We start from the raw sequence: 17,728 nt of genomic DNA on the forward strand, positions 1-17,728 counted from the left end.
AGAAACGTCACCCCCGCTTGGCCCATGTTACAGCCGCAAACCTCCAAAAAAGCGCCAAAAATGGCCGCATTGATCGCGATCGGGTAACAACTCCCCTGCGCGGGGAACCATTCGGCTTGGAGCCACTGGTGAAACTTTTGTTGATCTGGCACGCGTTGATCGAAAGCCTCCAGGCAGCCGCTAGGGGCTGGCCGGTTACGTTTGGGTTGCGCCTGCCCGAATGCTGGAACGAATCCGCCCGGTGGAGCGTGGAAATTGGTAGCGTGAACTATACGTTCACGTAAACCGCGTTCGTCTCGTCATATCTATGGAGGAAACCCGCAATGGCACTTGGCGGAAACCCGATCTTCAACGGAAAGAATTTCCGTGGAGCCACCCAGGCACCGCCTGTTCCGCAGGCTCCATGGGGCAACCAGGGTGCGTACGGCACCCAGACCCAGTACGGCGCTCCGCCCCAGGCAATGAGCCAGGAGCAGCTGCAGGATCTCTACAACCGTCCCGCAGCGGGTCCCTTGGACACCGGCCGGATGAGCTACGACGACGTCATCGTCAAGACCTTCCTCTGCCTCGGTGCAGTGCTGGTGGGCGCAGCCGTGACACTCTTCGTGAGCATGGGCCTCGCCACCATGCTCATGATCGTCGGCGCGCTGGGCGGCTTTGCGCTCGCAATGGTCAACACGTTCAAGAAGCAGCCATCACCGGCCCTGATTCTGGCCTATGCGGCGCTTGAGGGCCTTTTCCTGGGCGGCCTCACACGTTTTATTGAAGCCTCTTTCGGGGGTGGCCTGGGCCTGCAGGCTGTCCTTGGCACCCTGTCCGTTTTCGCGGTGACGCTGGTCCTGTTCAAGAGCGGCAAGGTCCGCGCCACTCCCAAGGCCATGCGTTTCTTTATGATCGCCATGATCGGCTATGCCGTCTTCTCGGTGGTCAACCTGGTCATGATGTGGACTGGTGTCACCGACAACCCCTTTGGGATGCGCAGCGGCATCGTAGGGATCCTGATTGGTCTCCTGGCCATCGGCCTGGCAGCGTTCTCGCTGATCATGGACTTCACGTCCATCGAAGCCGCAGTGCAGAGCGGTGCTCCCGAGCGCTTCGCCTGGACGGCAGCGTTCGGCCTGACCGTCACGCTGGTTTGGCTCTACGTTGAAATCATCCGGCTCCTGGCCATATTGCGGGGCGAGGAGTAGTACCTCCCCTGAAGTCCCAGGACTTCCAAAGCACACAGGAATGGCCCCGCCTTGTGGCGGGGCCATTCCTGTATGGTGACGGTTCCTGTCTGGCGAGCGTTCCTGTCGGCTTGCCAGACAGGAACGCAGGAGCCGGCGCTTGGGAGATCAGCTGACCCGGTGCGCGCCTGCGGCCGGGGTCACGGTGAAGATGTCCGGTGCGACGAACCCTGCATCGGCGAAGGCACGTACGACGGCGGCACGGACTTCCGCTTCTGCCGCCACCGGGGTGAGGGCGATCGCTGCGCCGCCGAACCCGCCGCCCGTCATGCGCGAGCCAATGGCGCCGTTCTTCCGTGAGATGTCCACGGCCAGGTCCAGTTCCGGGCAGGAGATCTCAAAGTCGTCCCGCATGGACACGTGGCTGGCATCGAGCAGGGGACCAATGGCTCCGGGGCCCTCGCTGGAGAGCAGTTCCACGGTCTGCAGGACGCGGTCATTTTCCGTGACAACGTGCCGGACCCGGCGGAACGTAACCTCATCCAGCAGCCCGGCCGCCTCCTCCAGGTCTCCGACGGTGACATCGCGCAGTGCAGGGACGCCAAGCACCTCAGCTCCAAGTTCGCACGAGGCACGGCGGGATGCGTAACCGCCGTCGGCATGCGAGTGCGACACCTTGGTATCAATCACCAGCATGACCAGTCCCGCAGGCTCGGCCTCGAACGGGACCAGCTGGACATCCTGGTTGCGGCAGTCAAGGAAAACGGCGTGTCCCTTCGCGCCCCTGAGGGACGCCGACTGGTCCATGATGCCCGTAGGCGCACCGACGAAGTCGTTTTCCGCCTTCTGCGTGGCAAGGACCATTTCCTCGGGAATCAGCCCCGCCCCGGTGAGGTCGTTGAGCGCGGAAATGACGGCGCACTCAATTGCGTGGGAGGAGGACAACCCGGCACCCAACGGCACGTCGGAATCGAGCAACAGGTCAAGCCCAGGAACGTCAATGCCCTTTTGCTGCAGGGCCCAGATAACGCCCAGCGGATACTTGGTCCATCCCTTGGCCGAAGCCGAATCCAGGGAGGCCGCGTCCGCCGTCGTAAGTCCCTGCCCGCCGTAAGTGGACAGCAGCCTGATGGTGGAATCCTGCCTGATTGCCACCGCAACGCGCGCGGTTTTGTCGATCGCGAACGGCAGGACGAAGCCCTCGTTGTAATCGGTGTGCTCACCGATCAGGTTTACGCGCCCGGGTGCCTGCCAGACTCCGTCCGGAAGCCTCCCGAAGCTCTCTTCAAAGCGGCTGACGAGAGCAGCAGTTTCCAGCGGCGCTGAGGTTCCGTCTGCTGCGCCTTCGCTCCTGTGCTTGCTCATGCCGTGGCGCCTTCCGGAAGTGCTGGGGCGAGTGCCGGTGCGGAAGTGCCGGCCTGTCCCGGAACTGAGACGGCTCGGAGTCGTTCTGCAACGGACTCGGGTGTGGTGTCGTTAATAAAGGCTCCCATAGCGGCTTCGGATCCCGCCAGGAACTTCAATTTGTCGGCGGCCCGCCGCGGGGACGTGATCTGGAGGTGGAGGTAGCCGGACTTGCGGAAAGCTGCTTCCAGCGGCGCCTGGTGCCAGGCCGAGATGTAGGGCGTAGGCGTCGGGTACAGGGCATCAAGCTTCTGCAGGAGTTCCAGGTATACCGAGGCAAGCTCATCCTTTTCCTCCCCGGTCAGGCCGGCGAGGTCTGCCACCTGGCGGTGCGGAACAAGGTGGATTTCCAACGGCCAGCGGGCGGCGAAAGGAACATAAGCGCTGAAGTTGTCTCCCTCGAGGACCATCCGGCTGCCGTCTTCGCGTTCGGAATGCAGGAGCGAGCCGGTCAAGGTGGCGCGGCCATCGGCCTCCTCATGGAACTTCTGGGCTGAGGCTGCCATTACACCGGCGCGCGGGGTGATGTACGGGTAGGCATAGATTTGGCCGTGCGGATGGTGCAGGGTAACGCCAATATCCGCCCCGCGGTTCTCGAAGGGGAAGACCTGCTTGATCTCTGGGAGGGCACTGAGGGCCGCAGTACGGTGCGACCACGCCTCAATAACCGTGCGGGCGCGGGTTTCGCTGAGGCCGCTGAAGGAGCCTGTGTGGTCCGGCGTAAAAGACACGACTTCACAACGGCCGAACGCCGGTCCGGTGGTGCCCCAGGCGGGGTTCTCAGGGATGTTGCCGACTGCCGGGCCCAGTGAGGGGAAGCGGTTCTCGAAGACCACCACGTCGTAGTCCGAAGCCGGGATCTCGGAGGGATTGGCCGCCGTGGTGGGGCAGATGGGGCACTGGTCTGCCGGAGGCAGGTGCGTCCTGCTCTGGCGGTGCGCTGCTACTGCCACCCACTCCCGGGTCAGGGCGTCGAACCTGACCTCGCCGGGTTCGCCGCGGGGCGGAAGGGGGCGGAGATCCCGCACTGCCTCGCCCGTTCGGAAGCTGGTGGTTCCGGGGTCGTCGAAATAGATGAGTTCCCGGCCATCGGCGAGGCCGGTAGCGGTGATGTTGATCATGGTGCAGTCCTTTGAAGGCGTGGCCGGAGAGCTGGCTGTCACTCCAATTGTCCCACAACTCCACAGAAAGTGAATAGTTTCTACCAAAAGATAACATTTAACTTCAACGCACCCTTTTATGGGGCCGTGAACCGCCGGGCTGGAGCGGAGACGCCCCTGCGCTGTAGCTTTTACCCATGAGCCCAGAGACGCCCGCAAGGCCCTCCGATTCCACTGTCAGTTCGACGGCCGGGTCCGGAGTTGATTCCCCCGTTGAAACCCCTTCTTCGCCATCCGATCCGCCGTCTGGTCCGGCCAGCGCTCCCGCCAGCCGTCCGGGTAACCGTCCCGCCACCGGACGGCAGTACGTGCTTGAGCGTGGGAATGCGAAAGCTGTGGTCACTGAACTGGCCGCCGGACTCCGGCTGTACAGCGTGGACGGCGTTCCCTTCACGGAGACCTACGACGACGACCAGATTCCGCCGGGTGCCACCGGCATAACGCTGGCTCCCTGGGCCAACCGGGTGGAGGACGGGCTGTGGTACCTGGACGGCCGTAAGCAGCAGCTGGACATCACCGAAGTTCCACGGAACAACGCCATCCACGGACTTCTGAGGAATACCGCCTACGCCGCGTTGGACCAGCAGGCCCACTCCGTGAGCCTTGAGGCAACCATCTTCCCGCAGCACGGGTACCCGTTCCTGGTGCGGCATCAGGTGGAATACTCGCTGGCAGCAGAGGGCGGCCTCGTGGTGCGCCAGACCTTGATCAACGACTCAGCCAAGCGGGCCCCGTTTGTCCTCGGCGCCCATCCCTACCTGAGGGTCGGTGATGTACCTGTGGCAGACCTGGTGCTTACGGTGCAGGCGGAAACCACACTGACGGCGGACGGACGGCTGATCCCGCGTGGCGAGGAACCCGTAAGGGGGGACCACGACTTCAGGTCCGGCCGCCGCATCCGGGCCATCCGGCTGGACGCTGCTTTTACGGGCCTGACGCACGACGGCGGCGTGGCCCGCCACACACTCACGGCCGACGACGGCCGCAGCGTCAGCCTGTGGCAGGACCAGAACTGCCCGTACGTCCACGTCTTTATTTCCACTGAATACCCTGGGCGTGAACTGGTGGTGGCGATCGAGCCGATGACCGGACCCGCGAACGCGTTTAATTCCGGCGACGGCCTGAGCTGGCTCGAACCCGGTGCGGAGTTCGCCATGACCTGGGGCATTGATGCCGTTTCGCAAAGGGAGCAGGCTGCGCAAGGATAGGGCTATGACTCCGGAAAACGCTTCAGAACCCATGCAGGGAGCCACCGCCCCAACCGGGCCGAAGACGGGTCCGGCCGGACCCATGAGGGTGGTGACGGACAAGCAGCTGGACCAGGACATTCCCTATGGAGTCCGCATCGCGGCTTCGTGGGCCTGGCGCCTTGGACTGATCCTCCTGATGGTCGGTGCGCTTGTCTGGCTCCTCAGCAAGATCAGTTTCCTCATTATTCCGGTGATGGTGGCCTCGCTCCTCTCAGGGCTGCTCGCGCCGGTAGTCAATTTCATGGCAAAGCGGGGGGTCCCGCAGGGCCTGGCCGTCGCCATCACCATCCTCGGATTCCTGGGCCTGATTGGCGGAGCGCTGACCCTCGTTGGCAGGCAGCTGATCACCGGCTTCGGTGACCTTTGGTCTGAGGCCCTGACGGGCATACAGCAGATCCAGCAATGGATGGCAGACGGCCCGCTGCACCTGACCACGGCCCAGATTGACACGTATATCGAGGAGGGCGTCGCTGCGCTGCAGAACAACAGCAGCAGCATCCTCAGCGGTGCGCTGTCCTTCGGCAGTACAGCCGGACATTTTGCTGCCGGACTTGTTTTGGCCCTCTTTATCCTGATCTTCTTCCTTCTTGAGGGCGAGCGGATCTGGTCATTTATGGTCCGGCTGCTCCCCAGGAAAGCGCGGGCTGCGAGCTATGGGGCAGGACGCCGTGGCTGGGCCTCCATGGTGAGCTATGTGCGGATCCAGATGTTCGTGGCCTTCGTGGACGCCGTCGGCATCGGCGTCGGCGCTGCCATCATCGGTGTGCCCCTGGCACTTCCCCTGTCAGTCCTTGTCTTCCTTGGTTCATTCATTCCCGTAGTGGGCGCCCTGGTCACCGGAGCCATCGCCGTCCTCCTGGCATTGGTTGCCAACGGTCCCATCAACGCCCTGATCATGCTGGCGATCGTCCTCGCCGTCCAGCAACTGGAAAGCCACATCCTGCAGCCCCTGGTCATGGGCAAGGCAGTGGCGCTGCATCCGGTGGCCGTCATCTTGTCCGTTGCCGCAGGTTCATACCTTGCGGGCATTCCCGGGGCACTGTTCTCCGTGCCGATCCTCGCCGTAGCAAACACCTCGATTCGCTACATTGCTGCCAGAACGTGGGAACATGAACTGGTGCCGGTGGACCCTGGGGACGCGCCGCCGGCGGCAACCCTCGGAACCATTCGGGACACCGATGAGGCCAACGAAGGCGCTGCCAACCAGACCACCACCGGAGAATCATCCGCCAAAGGAGAATAGTTCGTGAATAACCTCGAGAGCCTGCCCGTCAATCTGGACGATGTCCTGGAGGCGCAGAAGCTGCTCGAAGGCATTATTACCCGCACTCCGGTGGAGACATCGCGCGCATTGGGCACCATGGTGGGCGGCAACGTCTTTTTCAAATGTGAGAACCTGCAGCGTGCCGGTTCCTTCAAGGTCCGCGGCGCCTACGTGCGGATGGCCAGGCTGTCCGCGGACGAGAAAAAGCGGGGCGTTGTGGCGGCGTCAGCCGGTAATCACGCCCAAGGTGTGGCTGTGGCTGCCAAGAGCCTGGGAATCAAGGCCAGGATCTACATGCCACTCGGTGTTGCACTGCCCAAGCTTGCGGCAACACGCAGCCATGGGGCCGAAGTGATCCTGCACGGCCACAACGTGGATGAGGCATTGGCTGAAGCCCAGCGGTACGCCAACGAGTCCCGTGCTGTGTTTGTCCACCCCTTCGACAACGTGGACGTGGTGGCCGGGCAGGGCACGGTGGGGCTGGAAATCCTGGAACAGATTCCCGACGTCGACACCATCCTCATGGGGGTCGGCGGCGGCGGTCTCCTGGCCGGCGTCGCAGTGGCCATCAAGGCCCGCGCCAAGGAACTGGGCCGTGACATCCGGATCATCGGAGTTCAGGCTGAAAACGCTGCCGCTTATCCGCCGTCGCTGGCTGCCGATGCGCTGGTGCCGCTGAAAAAGGTGTCCACCATGGCGGACGGCATAGCAGTAGGCCGCCCGGGCCAGCTGCCGTTCAGCATCATCCGGGAGCTGGTGGACGACGTCGTCACCGTCAGCGAGGATTCCCTTGCCCGGGCGCTCATCTTCCTCCTGGAACGGGCCAAGATGGTGGTTGAACCTGCCGGCGCCGTGGGCGTTGCGGCCCTTATGGACGGCAAGATCGAAAACCCCGGCACCACGGCGGTCATCCTGTCCGGTGGAAATATCGACCCCATGCTGATGCTCAAGGTCATCCAGCGAGGCCTGTCCGCTGCCGGGCGGTTCATGACTGTACGGATGATGCTTGACGACCGTCCCGGTTCACTGGCCACGATCGCGCGCATCATCGCCGAAAACGATGCCAACGTTACCGGCTTGGACCACACCCGGGTCGGTGGGGCCATCAGCATGGGCGACGTCTCGATCACCGTGAACCTGGAAACCAAAGGCCACGAGCACGGCGAACAGGTGCTGGGGGCGCTCCGCGCTGAGGGTTTCCAGCCCATCGTGGTCCACTAGGAGCAGGAGTGAAGCTGCCTAGGCGGGGGAGTCCCGGGGGTACCTGGGGTCCTGGAAATGCTGGGAGACGTCGGGGCATCGGGGGTCTTGGCAGCAGAAGCGAGGTTGCCGCCGGGACAGCGGAACGGGCGAAAACAGGCTTGCTGGTAGTGGGCTCCTTCGTGGCGTTGTTGTTCGTGGTGGAGCTGATCAATTTCCTCACGCTTCGCAGCCTCAACACCATTTTCGGGTTGCGGTCACGTTCCGCCGACGGGGTTCTGGACATCCTGACTTTTCCGTTGCTGCACGCCAACATCGGGCACCTCACGTCGAACGCGCTGCCGCTCATCATCTTCGGTTTCCTGGTGTTCCTCGCCGGGGTGAGGGTCTTTGTCACCACGCTGTCGCTCAGTTGGCTGGGCTCGGGTGCAGCCGTGTGGCTTTTCGGTGGAGGAGGCATAACCGTTGGTGCTTCAGGCCTGGTCTTCGGGCTGTTTGCCTTCCTCCTGGTCCGTGGCTTCCTGAACAGGAACTGGTGGCAGATTCTCCTGTCCGCCATCCTGTTCCTGGCCTACGGAAGCATCCTCCTGGGTGTCCTGCCCATTGTGGCCGGTTTCATTTCCTGGCAGGCCCATCTTGGCGGCGCGCTGGGTGGCGTACTGGCCGCATTGCTGCTGAAACGTCCCGCGCGGTAGCTCGCCGCCTCACCCGGATGGTTCGACGGCGTCACATCCGGCTCTGCCTCTGTTACGGAACGCGCCGTCCCCGGCTTGGTTGACAGGCCAATACTGGTTGCCAGCCAATGCCCGTCACGGCGGCTCATCAAACAGCGGCGGCTCATCAAACAGGAGCGGCTCGCCCAACACATGTGGAGCTGCTGGTGGGGTGGAGTCTTCGATCAGGTGTTGGCTATGGCGTTGTGGGGGATGCTGGTGCTGGTGCTGGCTGCGGCGAGGGCAGTGAGGAGTGTGCCGTTGACGAGGGTGTTGAGGAGTGCGTCGTTGGCGTCGATTTCGTCGAGCCAGTTCAGGAGTGCTTCGTCGGGTTCTGGCGGTTCGTGTTGTTCTTGTTCGGCCCAGGCTTCGAGGAGCCACGCGGGTGGTGCCGGGTAGGGTCCGAGCCAGAGGTCTTTGAGCAGGTCCTGGGCCGGTTTCGAGAGCTGAACCGGTGGCGTGGTGGACGTGCTGTGGGCAGGCTCCGCCGTTGAGACCGGGCGAGACTCTGACTTTGGCTCCGGTGATGTTGGAGATTCCGGGTTGTGGGCAGGCTTCGCCGTTGAGTGGGGTTGTCGTCTCGGGCAGCGGCGTGTGCGGCGGATGCGGCTGGTGGGAGGGTTCCTGGTGGCCAGGTGGTGGGTTGTTGGTGGTGTGGTTGGGGTGGGTAGGTTCGGCCGGTGGGTGATGTCCAGCCGGGTGGTTGGTTGGTGGTGGCTTGGGTGGGGGTCCAGGTGGTGTTGTGTTTGAGGTGGTGGTGTTTGCGGCAGAGTTGGGTGAGGTTGGTGATGGCGGTGGGTCCGCCGTGTTCCCAGGCGGTGAGGTGGTCTGCTTCGTTGTCCAGGGAGTGGTTGGTGCAGCCGGGGAATTGGCAGTGTTCGTCGCGGAGCATGAGGAACCGTCGCATGTTTTTGGGGATGCGGTAGCTGGTCCTGCCGATCTCCAGTGGGGTGCCGTCGCGGGGGTCGGTGAGGACGCGGTGGAAGGAGTCGGCGCCGTTGGCGACGAGCCGGCGTGCCATGGATGGCGGGATGGGCCCGTACCCGTCAAGGACCGCGGGTTCATCGCCCAGGCCCATGAGGGTGAAGACCGGGACGGTCACCAGGACCTGGGCCCGCGGCGACGGGACCCGGTCAAACCCACGCCCACCCGCAGCCCCGCGACCTGTCGCGCCACCGGCAGCGCTGCCACCCGGGTTACCGCCGGCTTCCGGTCCGCCGGTTTCGCTGACGACACTGACGCCCCTGGTCGGATCGCCGCCGCTCCTACCGTTGTCGCCGCCGCTTTCTCCGCTCCTGCGTTCGTGTTCGGTGAGTCCTGTGGTGAGGAGCCAGGTCGCTGCGATGTCGGCCCGTAGCTGGGTGAGGGTGCGGGGTTCATCCGGATGTTGGAGCCCGCGGGCGGTTGCGGTGGCGCGGTTCCAGATGGCTGCTGCGTCGTGGGCGGGGAGGTAGGCGTTCAGCCAGGCCATGCCGTCCTTGTCGGGCCGGTATTCCAGCCTCCTGTCGCCATGGCATTTGGTGTGGCGTTGTTCGATGGTGTTGAGGTAGTGGTGTTCGCGCCAGTACCTGGCCCGGGCCCGGAACCGGGACGGTGTCATCTCCCCGGGCGGGCAACCTCGGCCGGCGTCGGGGTGGGTGGGGTCCAGGAACCTGGCTTCGAACGCGGTGGCGGTGGCGGGGTTCATGGTGTTGGTTTCGTCGGCGAGGATCCGGGCGTGCTGCCACGACAAGGATCCCTCGCCGAGGGCTTGAAGGGTCAGCGGCAACGCGGTAGTGATCCGGTTCGAAAGCTCCACGAGCCCGCCGGCGGCTCCTTCACTGACCGTCAACGCGCACGCGATCTCCGCGACCGTGGACATCTCCGCCACACCCCTTTCGCAGTCCGACGCGTCGGGGGCAAGGCGCGCCATTTGCGCGGCCACGCACGCGGCCGTGAGCCTCACCTTCAAGGCAGCGACCCGTGCCTCCAGCCGGGCCACTTCCGCCAACCCGCCCAGGCACGCATCAAACTCATCCCGCGGAGGATCACTTGGATCGTCGGCAGTCAGGACGGGCCCAGCAGCAGACCCGCCTGAGGCATCCGGCAACGGATCGCTCGGGGCACCGCAGGCAAGGGTAGTGTTCGAGTCCGAAGCCGGAGAACCCACCAAATCCCGCAGCGCAGCGACGGACGCGGCAACGGCTTCCACCGCTTCAGCAACCGCCCTGGCATCCATAAAATCATCATGCCAAGGGGGTCTGACATTCTTTATGCCGCAGGAGAATTCGCCTGAGACAGCCCGCCGGCCATTCAAGCCCTGCCCCCAAAAGAAACACGGCCCCCAAAACACGTTCGGCTGCCCCTGAACCAGGAGCAGCCGAACGTGTGTAAGTGAAGCCGGGGTGATTAGCCCGTGTACGGCTTGGCCGAGACGATCTCCACGGCGATGTCCTTGCCGTTAGGCGCTGTGTAGGAGAGCTGGTCGCCTTCCTTGTGGCCGATGATTGCGGCACCCAGCGGCGACTTGTCGCTGAAAACGTCGAGGTCGGAGTCGCCGGCGATTTCGCGGGAGCCCAGAAGGAACGTTTCCTCGTCACCGGCGATCTTAGCGACGACAATCATGCCAGGTTCCACCACGCCGTCGTCAGCCGGGGCGGCACCAACCTGGGCATCACGGAGCAGGACGGTGAGCTGGCGGATGCGGGCTTCGATTTTGCCCTGCTCTTCCTTGGCTGCGTGGTAGCCACCATTCTCCTTGAGGTCGCCCTCCTGGCGGGCGGCTTCAATCTTCTGGACGATCTCCGCCCGGCCGGCGCCGGAAAGGTGGTCCAGCTCTGCCTTCAGACGGTCGAACGCCTCCTGGGTGAGCCAGGCGGCAGACGAACTGTTGGTGGTAGACACGGACTTCTCCTCTTGTGGTCTTACAAGCAAGACACCCCGCCACGGTGGCCACTTGTGGAACTCAGTAACCAGCTCAGCGGGGTGAAGGTATTAGTACATTGTAGTCAACACAGTGGATGAATCCCAACACGGAAGGGGCGCGCGTCACATCAGCCAGTGGCGTCGGGCACCCAGCAGTTATCCACGACGCCGGTGGCCGCGAGTGATTCTGTACGGACCACGGCGCGTTGGGCAACAGTTCGCCCGGAGTCGTTGGCGCCTTCCACGGCTCCAGCTGGTACGTCCACAACTTTCCAGCCGACGATCGCGTATTTGGAGTCCAGTGCTTTCACGGCGCACTTCACTGCTGTCCCGGAGTCCCTGGTTACTTCAAAATCGATCTCGGTCTGGGTCGCATCCGTGGTGCTGTAACTGATGTCCTTGAACGTGACGGCGCCGGTGGCGTTTGACAAGGCAACCCATGCCATGAACCCGACGCCTGCGGCGAGGGCGACGGCGGCCATCACCTTTTTGCTCCGGGCGCTCAGGGCGCGCTTTTGGCGGCCATAGCGATTGGCTAGGCTAGTGTCTGCGGGCAATGATGAAGCAGGCCGGTCCGGGGAACTCACCAGTCCAGTTTAGTGGGCAACCGGCGGCCTGAATCCCACCGGCCGCCACGAAGCAAGAGATGCATCAACAAGACCGCCGCCGGCCAGCCACCCCGGCTCCAGAAACCGGCACCAGAAAGAGGAATCCTTCCCATGACCGCGTCCAGTTCCACGCCGGCGCCACTGCGCCTCCTGGCGGTCCATGCCCATCCCGATGACGAGTCCAGCAAGGGTGCGGCCACCATGGCCATGTATGCGTCCAGCGGCGTCGAAGTCATGGTGGCAACCTGCACTGACGGTTCCCGGGGTGACATCCAGAACCCGGCAATGGAAGACGCGCCACATCCCAAGCGGGATATGGCTGGTGCCCGGCGCCTGGAGATGGACAAGGCGGCCGCCATCCTGGGCATCCGGCAGCAGTGGCTGGGTTTTGTGGACTCGGGCCTCCCGGAGGGCGATCCCTTGCCTCCGCTCCCTGCCGGATGCTTTGCCATGCAGCCCTTGGAGAATGCGGCTGCTCCGCTGGTCCGGCTGGTACGCCGTTTCAAGCCGCACGTGATCCTTTCCTATGACGAGCTGGGTGGCTACCCCCATCCGGACCACATCATGGCGCACAAGGTCGCGGTAGAGGCATTTGAAGCTGCCGGGGATGCTGCCCGGTACCCCGACGCCGGCGAGCCATGGGAGCCCGCGAAGTTGTATTATGACCGCGCCTTCAGCCCGGAGCGGTTCAGGGCGCTGCACTTTGCCCTTGAAGAGGCAGGCCTGCAGTCACCCTACGCCGAACGGCTGGCCGCCTGGCTGGAGAGTGATCCGGAAGGACACATGCCGCCGCCGCCTACCCACCCCACCACAACGCAGATCGATTGCGGGGACTACTTCGAAGCCCGCGACGACGCCCTGCGCGCCCATGCCACACAGGTGGACCCGCTGGGGTTCTTCTTTGCTGTATCGACTGAGATGCAGCGTCGTGCCTGGCCCTGGGAGGACTACTCGCTGATCCAGTCCCGGGTGGACACTGAGCTGCCGGAAACGGATTTGTTCGCCGGGATAAGATAGACACAGTTTTCTATGCTTCGTAGAAGATGCCGCCTTCCGGGCCGTGTCTACCGCGCAGGCGTCTTCCGTCCTCCAGAAGGTTTACAGTGCATCACATCATCCTGCTCCTGACCGCCACGCCTGAACCGTCGCCGTCCCTGCGTCCCGGCATCAGCCAGGAAGACATCACGCCGGGGACGCTGGGCTTCATCATGACGGCGTTCTTCGTTGTGGCCACAACGCTGCTCCTGGTGGACATGGTCCGCCGGGTCCGCCGGGTCCGGTACCGCGGCCAGCTTGAGGAGCACCGTCTTGCCGCCGCTGCCGAAGCTGATGCGGCGGCGGAGGAGGCGGCAGATGCGGGGGACACTCAAACGGAAGCTCCCGACGTCGATGTTCCCGGCACGCGCGGTGATGACACCGAGCCTCCGGGCCCCGGAGCGGGCCCCCGCTGACAGCCGGGACCAACCGCAACCGCGCGGAGCACGGCCTCGACCGGGCGAACGCCTCCTGATCGCCGCTTTCGTAAGGCTGAGCGTTTGATCGATTCATTGACGTGAGCCAAATCACAGTGATTGACTGTGATCGTTTAGGCCAGAATTCCATCAGGAGTCGTCAATGCCCCCTTTTTCTTTCCGTGGATCCCGCGTGCTTGTTCCTATGCTGTGCCTGGCAGTGGGGGCTGCCGTGCTGGTCCCGGCGAATCCCGCAGCATCGGCTCCAGCTACCGAAGCCCCGCCCCCTGCCATAGCCGCGTCGTGGAACGTTGAGTCCGCCGCAGACGCCGCGGAGCGCCTCCTGGGTGGGAAGCGCGCAGCCAGGTTCCAGTTCGTGGCAGAGCAGCCGGCGACCGCTGGCGAGGAGCACTTCCGCATTACCGGGTCCAAGGGCAGGATCGTCATTGGTGGCACAAGCCCCGGCGTCATCCTGCGCGGCCTGGATACCTATCTCGGCCAGCAGGGAATGAATATCTCCTGGAACGGATCCCAGCTGGGTGATGCAGCCAGACTGGCCGTTCCGGAACGGACCACGTTCGTCAAGGCCAACGTAGGCCACCGGTTCGCACTGAACGACACTGACGACGCTTATACCGGCGCCTACAGGACCTGGACCGACTGGGAAAAGGAGATTGACGTCCTTGCCCTCAAGGGCATCAATGAGGCCTTTGTGCCCGTTGGGGCGGAGGCCGTTTACCTCGATACCTTCAAGAAGTTTGGCTACAGCGAGGAAGAACTGCTGGCCTGGATCCCGCAGGCCGCGCACCAGCCGTGGTGGCTCCTGCAGAACATGTGCTGCTTCCCGAGCCCGGTAACCCGGGATCTCGTCGAGAAGCGCGCAGAGCTCGGAGCCAGGATCGCGGACAGGATGCGTTCGCTCGGCATCACGCCCGTCCTCCCGGGATACTTCGGTACCGTCCCGCGCGGCTTCGCTGAACGCAACCCGGGTGCCGTGACCGTGCCGCAGGGTGACTGGGTCGGCTTCCAGCGGCCCGACTGGCTGGACCCAACCCGCGCTCCGTTCCCGGCTGTGGCCGAGGCGTTCTATGAGAGCTCCAAGACCCGGTTCGGTGATTCCGGGATGTACAAGATGGATCTGCTTCACGAGGGTGGCCGGGCTGGCAGCGTGAACGTCGCGGACGCCAGCCGCGCCGTCGAGGCAGCCCTCCAGAAAGCCCAGCCCGGTGCGCTCTGGGCCATCCTTGGCTGGCAGAACAATCCCCTCCAGGAGACCCTGGCCGCCATCGACAAGTCGAAGATGCTGATCGTTGATGGCCTGGCAGACCGCTACAACGGTACGGACCGTGAGCGGGACTGGAAGGGCACGCCCTATGCGTTCGGGTCGATCTGGAACTTCGGCGGCCATACCACCATGGGCGCCAATATCGGCATCTGGAACCAGCGGTACTGGGAATGGAAGGCCAAGTCCGGCAGTGCCCTCAACGGCATCGCCGTCCTGCCCGAGGCCAGCGACAACAACCCTGTGGCCCTCGAATTCCTGGCCGGCCTTGCATGGTCCGACGGTCCCACGGACATGTCCAAGTGGTACTCCGACTGGTCCGCACGCCGCTACGGCACCGCGGACCCGGCCGCCGACAAGGTGTGGCAGACGCTCGGCAGCACGGCCTACAACATGCCCGCTGACGGCTGGAGCGAGGCACAGGATGGTCTGTTCGCCGCCGAGCCTAGCCTGACCGCCAGCACCGCGGCGCTGTGGTCGCCGACATCAATGCGGTATGACGCCTCGAAGTTCGCACAGGCGCTGCCGGAAATGCTGGCCGTTCCGGTCGGGGCCCGGGCCTCGGAGGCCTACCGCTATGACCTCATGGACGTCACCCGCCAGGTGCTCTCCAACAACAGCCGCCTCCTCCTCCCAAGGATCAAGGCGGCGTACGACGCCAAGGACGCGGCCCTGTTCAAGGACCTCACCGGCCAGTGGATCGAGCAGATGCGCCTGCTGGATGAGACCACCGCGACGAACGAGCAGACCATGCTCGGTCCATGGCTCAAAGACATCACGCAATGGGCCGGCACGCCGGATCAGGCTGCGCAGATGCAGTACGACGCACGGAGCCTCATCACCATCTGGGGCAACCGGGAGGGCTACAACTCCGGTCTTGCCGACTACGCGAACCGAGAGTGGGCAGGCCTCATCTCCACCTACTACCTGCCCCGCTGGCAGGCATATTTCACCGAACTCGAGGCCGCGCTCGCCGAGAACCGCGACCCTGGCGGGTTCGACTGGTTTGCAGTCGGTGACGAGTGGGCTAAGGGTTCCAGCGCCGGCCTGCCGGTGTCGCCCACCGGTGACATCTCCGCCGTCGCAAAGAAGGTGCTCGACTACCTGACCGCCCACCCGGCCCCGATTGCTGTCACGACCCCCGCGACCACCGTGGCGACGCCCGAGGCGCCCGGCCAGGTCCAGGTGACCCTTCGCAACCCGAACGCCTACACGACCGTGACCGGGGTCAGCACCGCCGTCGAGACCCCTGCCGGGGTCACGGCTCGCCTGGTCACCGCCGCGAAGACCTCGCTGGTGCCGGGTGAAAGCACTACTGCGACGTACGAGGTGTCCGTGGACCCGGCGGCAGAACCGCCGCTCGTGGCCGAATACACGGTCCGCGCGGCCTACACAACGGCACAGGGCGCGCAGCAGGCCACCGCCAAGGGCCGGCTGTTCACCAAGTCCGGAGTTGAAGAGCCGAACAAGACCGTCTCGTTCAACAACGCGCAGTTCGCCCAGCGTGGTGACGACTATGCAATCGTGGGTGCAGGAGCGGACCTGTGGAGCTCCACCAAGCAGTTCGGCTCGATCTACCGGACCGATGCCCTGACGTCCGGCAACCAGGCCACCACGCAGGTCACGGCACAGGACAACACAGGTCCGTGGGCCCGCGCCGGACTCATCGTCCGCGATGACATGGCCAACCAGGAGAGCCGCGGTTTCCTGAACCTCGCGCTCACCCCGGAGCACGGTTGCGTTCTTACGTGGGACTCGAACAATGACGGCAGGCTGGACTCGGTTTCCGAGAACACGGCGTTCGTTGGGAAAGCGCACCTGAGGATCACCCGGAACGGCAACGTTTACAACGGCGAGTGCAGCGTGGACGGCAGTACGTGGGAACCGGTCGGCAGTGCGACCGTCGCCTCGGCGGCCGCGTCCGACGTCGGACTCTTTATGGTTGCCGCAGGCGGCACTGCCACCGGCGTGGCGCAGTTCCACGGTTTTGGCATCGCTCCCGCAACGTCAGTCCCGACGCCGGGCGCCGGCACCCACTACCTGTCCGATCTCCCGTTCGCCACGGCGACCGGCGGGCACGGCCCGTGGGAGCGGGACATGCACAACGGCGAGACGGCGGCGCGTGACGGGGGCCCGATCGTCCTCTCGGGTACTACGTACGCCAAGGGTTTGGGCACCAACGCCGACGCAGAGGCCACGTTCCTGTTGGGGGCCGCGTGCGCCCGCTTTACGGCCACCGTGGGTATCGATGACACCATGAACCGGGCGGACGCGTTCCCGGACGTCGTGTTCTCCGTCTACGCAGACGGCGTGAAGCTTTTCGACAGCGGCGTTATGCGCGGCGGGGAAACCCGCTCAGTGGACGTTGACCTGACCGGGGCAACCACGCTGCGCCTCGTCGTCGATAAGTACGACGCCGACAACTGGTGGGACCGCTCCGACTGGGCTGATGCGAAGGTGGTCTGTTCCTAGGCTGTTGAGCCCAGCACGGCCAGGGCAATGGCCGCGAAGTGGGCAGCGAAGGCCACCACGGTGAAAGCGTGGAACAGCTCGTGGAACCCGAAGTGCTGGTAGCTGAAATTGGGTTTCTTGAGGGCGTAGAAGACAGCCCCGGCTATGTAGAGGGCGCCGCCAACGCAAATCAGGATCGCTGAGGCGGCGTCCGCCCGGAAAAAGTCCGGCAGGTAGAACAGGGCACCGCAGCCGAGGGCGATGTAGATGGGCACGTAGAGCCAGCGTGGAGCATGCGTCCAGAGCACCCGGAACAGGACGCCGAGGATCGCTCCGCTCCAGATGATCCACAGCAGCAGTACGGCTTTCGGCCTCTCCAGGAGGGCCCAGGCCAGGGGAGTGTAGCTGCCGGCGATCACCAGCATGATGTTGGTGTGGTCCAGCCGCTTGAGCACCATCCTGACGCCGGGGGTCCAGTTGCCGCGGTGGTACACAGCGCTCACGCCGAACAGCAGGATGCCGGTGAAGGCGTACACGGCGCTGGCAATGCGGAGTTCCGCGTTGGGGGCAAGGGCCACGAGGACTATGCCCGCAACGAGGGCCAGCGGGGCCGCCACTGTGTGGATCCAGCCGCGCCACTTTGGCTTGATGGTGAGGAGTTCGGCGATCCTGGTTGCTGCCTCGTCGGCAATTCCCGGGCGCTCCGGTTCGTGGTGCCCGTGGGCCTCCGGAGGGGTGCTGGGAGGAATGCTGTTCATGCTTTAAGCCTAACTTACGTATCGGTAAGTTACTGGTGGGTAGGATTCCGGGGGCGGAAGCTAACGGTAGCCTAGGAGGGAACTGCCCCTCACATCAGGAAGTCAGGTGAACCG

General features: G+C 64.4%; 14 protein-coding genes. 8 read left to right on the top strand and 6 right to left on the bottom strand.

Annotated elements, in window-relative coordinates; all coding sequences use genetic code 11:
- Window positions 1-323 precede the first annotated feature (323 nt).
- Window positions 324-1,190 (top strand): Bax inhibitor-1/YccA family protein, encoded by an 867-nt coding sequence (locus ACPJW8_RS05145; protein ID WP_330186744.1) that lies wholly within the window; start codon window positions 324-326, stop codon window positions 1,188-1,190.
- A gap of 147 nt (window positions 1,191-1,337) precedes the next feature.
- Here ACPJW8_RS05145 and galK read toward each other — a convergent pair whose 3' ends face one another.
- Together galK and galT are read right to left on the bottom strand one after the other, a co-directional pair.
- Entirely contained in the window at window positions 1,338-2,534 is a 1,197-nt protein-coding gene (gene galK / locus ACPJW8_RS05150; protein ID WP_330186745.1) for a galactokinase, read from the bottom strand.
- Window positions 2,531-3,694, bottom strand: a complete 1,164-nt coding sequence (gene galT, locus ACPJW8_RS05155) for a galactose-1-phosphate uridylyltransferase (protein WP_330186746.1) — start codon at window positions 3,692-3,694, stop codon at window positions 2,531-2,533. The genes galK and galT overlap by 4 nt, the downstream gene beginning before the upstream one ends.
- A gap of 176 nt (window positions 3,695-3,870) precedes the next feature.
- On the opposite strand from galT, the gene ACPJW8_RS05160 reads away from it, so the two are divergent.
- From ACPJW8_RS05160 to ACPJW8_RS05175, 4 genes are all read left to right on the top strand, one after another.
- Window positions 3,871-4,941 (top strand): aldose 1-epimerase family protein, encoded by a 1,071-nt coding sequence (locus ACPJW8_RS05160; protein WP_330186747.1) that lies wholly within the window; start codon window positions 3,871-3,873, stop codon window positions 4,939-4,941.
- A gap of 4 nt (window positions 4,942-4,945) precedes the next feature.
- Window positions 4,946-6,226: an AI-2E family transporter gene (locus tag ACPJW8_RS05165; protein WP_425256417.1), complete on the top strand. Its 1,281-nt coding sequence runs from the start codon at window positions 4,946-4,948 to the stop codon at window positions 6,224-6,226.
- 3 nt (window positions 6,227-6,229) lie between these two features.
- On the top strand, window positions 6,230-7,468 hold the full coding sequence (gene ilvA, locus ACPJW8_RS05170) for a threonine ammonia-lyase (protein WP_330186748.1): 1,239 nt from the start codon (window positions 6,230-6,232) through the stop codon (window positions 7,466-7,468).
- Between the two features lie 77 nt (window positions 7,469-7,545).
- Window positions 7,546-8,142, top strand: coding sequence for a rhomboid family intramembrane serine protease (locus tag ACPJW8_RS05175; protein WP_425256457.1), 597 nt, complete (start codon window positions 7,546-7,548; stop codon window positions 8,140-8,142).
- A gap of 331 nt (window positions 8,143-8,473) precedes the next feature.
- Here ACPJW8_RS05175 and ACPJW8_RS05180 read toward each other — a convergent pair whose 3' ends face one another.
- The 3 genes from ACPJW8_RS05180 to ACPJW8_RS05190 all read right to left on the bottom strand — a co-directional run bounded on the left by ACPJW8_RS05180 (window position 8,474) and on the right by ACPJW8_RS05190 (window position 11,546).
- Window positions 8,474-10,378, bottom strand: a complete 1,905-nt coding sequence (locus tag ACPJW8_RS05180) for an HNH endonuclease signature motif containing protein (RefSeq protein WP_330186750.1) — start codon at window positions 10,376-10,378, stop codon at window positions 8,474-8,476.
- 170 nt (window positions 10,379-10,548) lie between these two features.
- Window positions 10,549-11,043, bottom strand: coding sequence for a transcription elongation factor GreA (gene greA / locus ACPJW8_RS05185; protein ID WP_330186751.1), 495 nt, complete (start codon window positions 11,041-11,043; stop codon window positions 10,549-10,551).
- A 149-nt stretch (window positions 11,044-11,192) separates the two neighbouring features.
- Window positions 11,193-11,546: a DUF4307 domain-containing protein gene (locus ACPJW8_RS05190; protein WP_330186752.1), complete on the bottom strand. Its 354-nt coding sequence runs from the start codon at window positions 11,544-11,546 to the stop codon at window positions 11,193-11,195.
- Window positions 11,547-11,783: 237 nt separating this feature from the next.
- Between ACPJW8_RS05190 and mca the strand changes: the two genes are divergently transcribed.
- The 3 genes from mca (at window position 11,784) to ACPJW8_RS05205 (ending at window position 16,877) form a co-directional block, all read left to right on the top strand.
- Window positions 11,784-12,689 (top strand): mycothiol conjugate amidase Mca, encoded by a 906-nt coding sequence (gene mca, locus ACPJW8_RS05195; RefSeq protein ID WP_330186753.1) that lies wholly within the window; start codon window positions 11,784-11,786, stop codon window positions 12,687-12,689.
- Between the two features lie 86 nt (window positions 12,690-12,775).
- The gene (locus ACPJW8_RS05200) at window positions 12,776-13,123 is read left to right on the top strand and encodes a hypothetical protein (RefSeq protein ID WP_330186754.1); all 348 of its coding nucleotides are present in this window, start codon (window positions 12,776-12,778) and stop codon (window positions 13,121-13,123) included.
- A 163-nt stretch (window positions 13,124-13,286) separates the two neighbouring features.
- Window positions 13,287-16,877 carry an alpha-N-acetylglucosaminidase TIM-barrel domain-containing protein gene (locus ACPJW8_RS05205; RefSeq protein WP_425256418.1) on the top strand — a complete coding sequence of 1,197 codons (3,591 nt, stop codon included), beginning with the start codon at window positions 13,287-13,289 and terminating at the stop codon, window positions 16,875-16,877.
- Here the strand turns inward: ACPJW8_RS05205 and trhA are convergent.
- Window positions 16,874-17,524, bottom strand: a complete 651-nt coding sequence (gene trhA / locus ACPJW8_RS05210; protein WP_425256458.1) for a PAQR family membrane homeostasis protein TrhA — start codon at window positions 17,522-17,524, stop codon at window positions 16,874-16,876. The genes ACPJW8_RS05205 and trhA overlap by 4 nt on opposite strands.
- Window positions 17,525-17,728: the final 204 nt, after the last annotated feature.

This window comes from Pseudarthrobacter sp. J47, from assembly GCF_049810315.1.
In the GTDB taxonomy this organism is placed as follows: domain Bacteria; phylum Actinomycetota; class Actinomycetes; order Actinomycetales; family Micrococcaceae; genus Arthrobacter.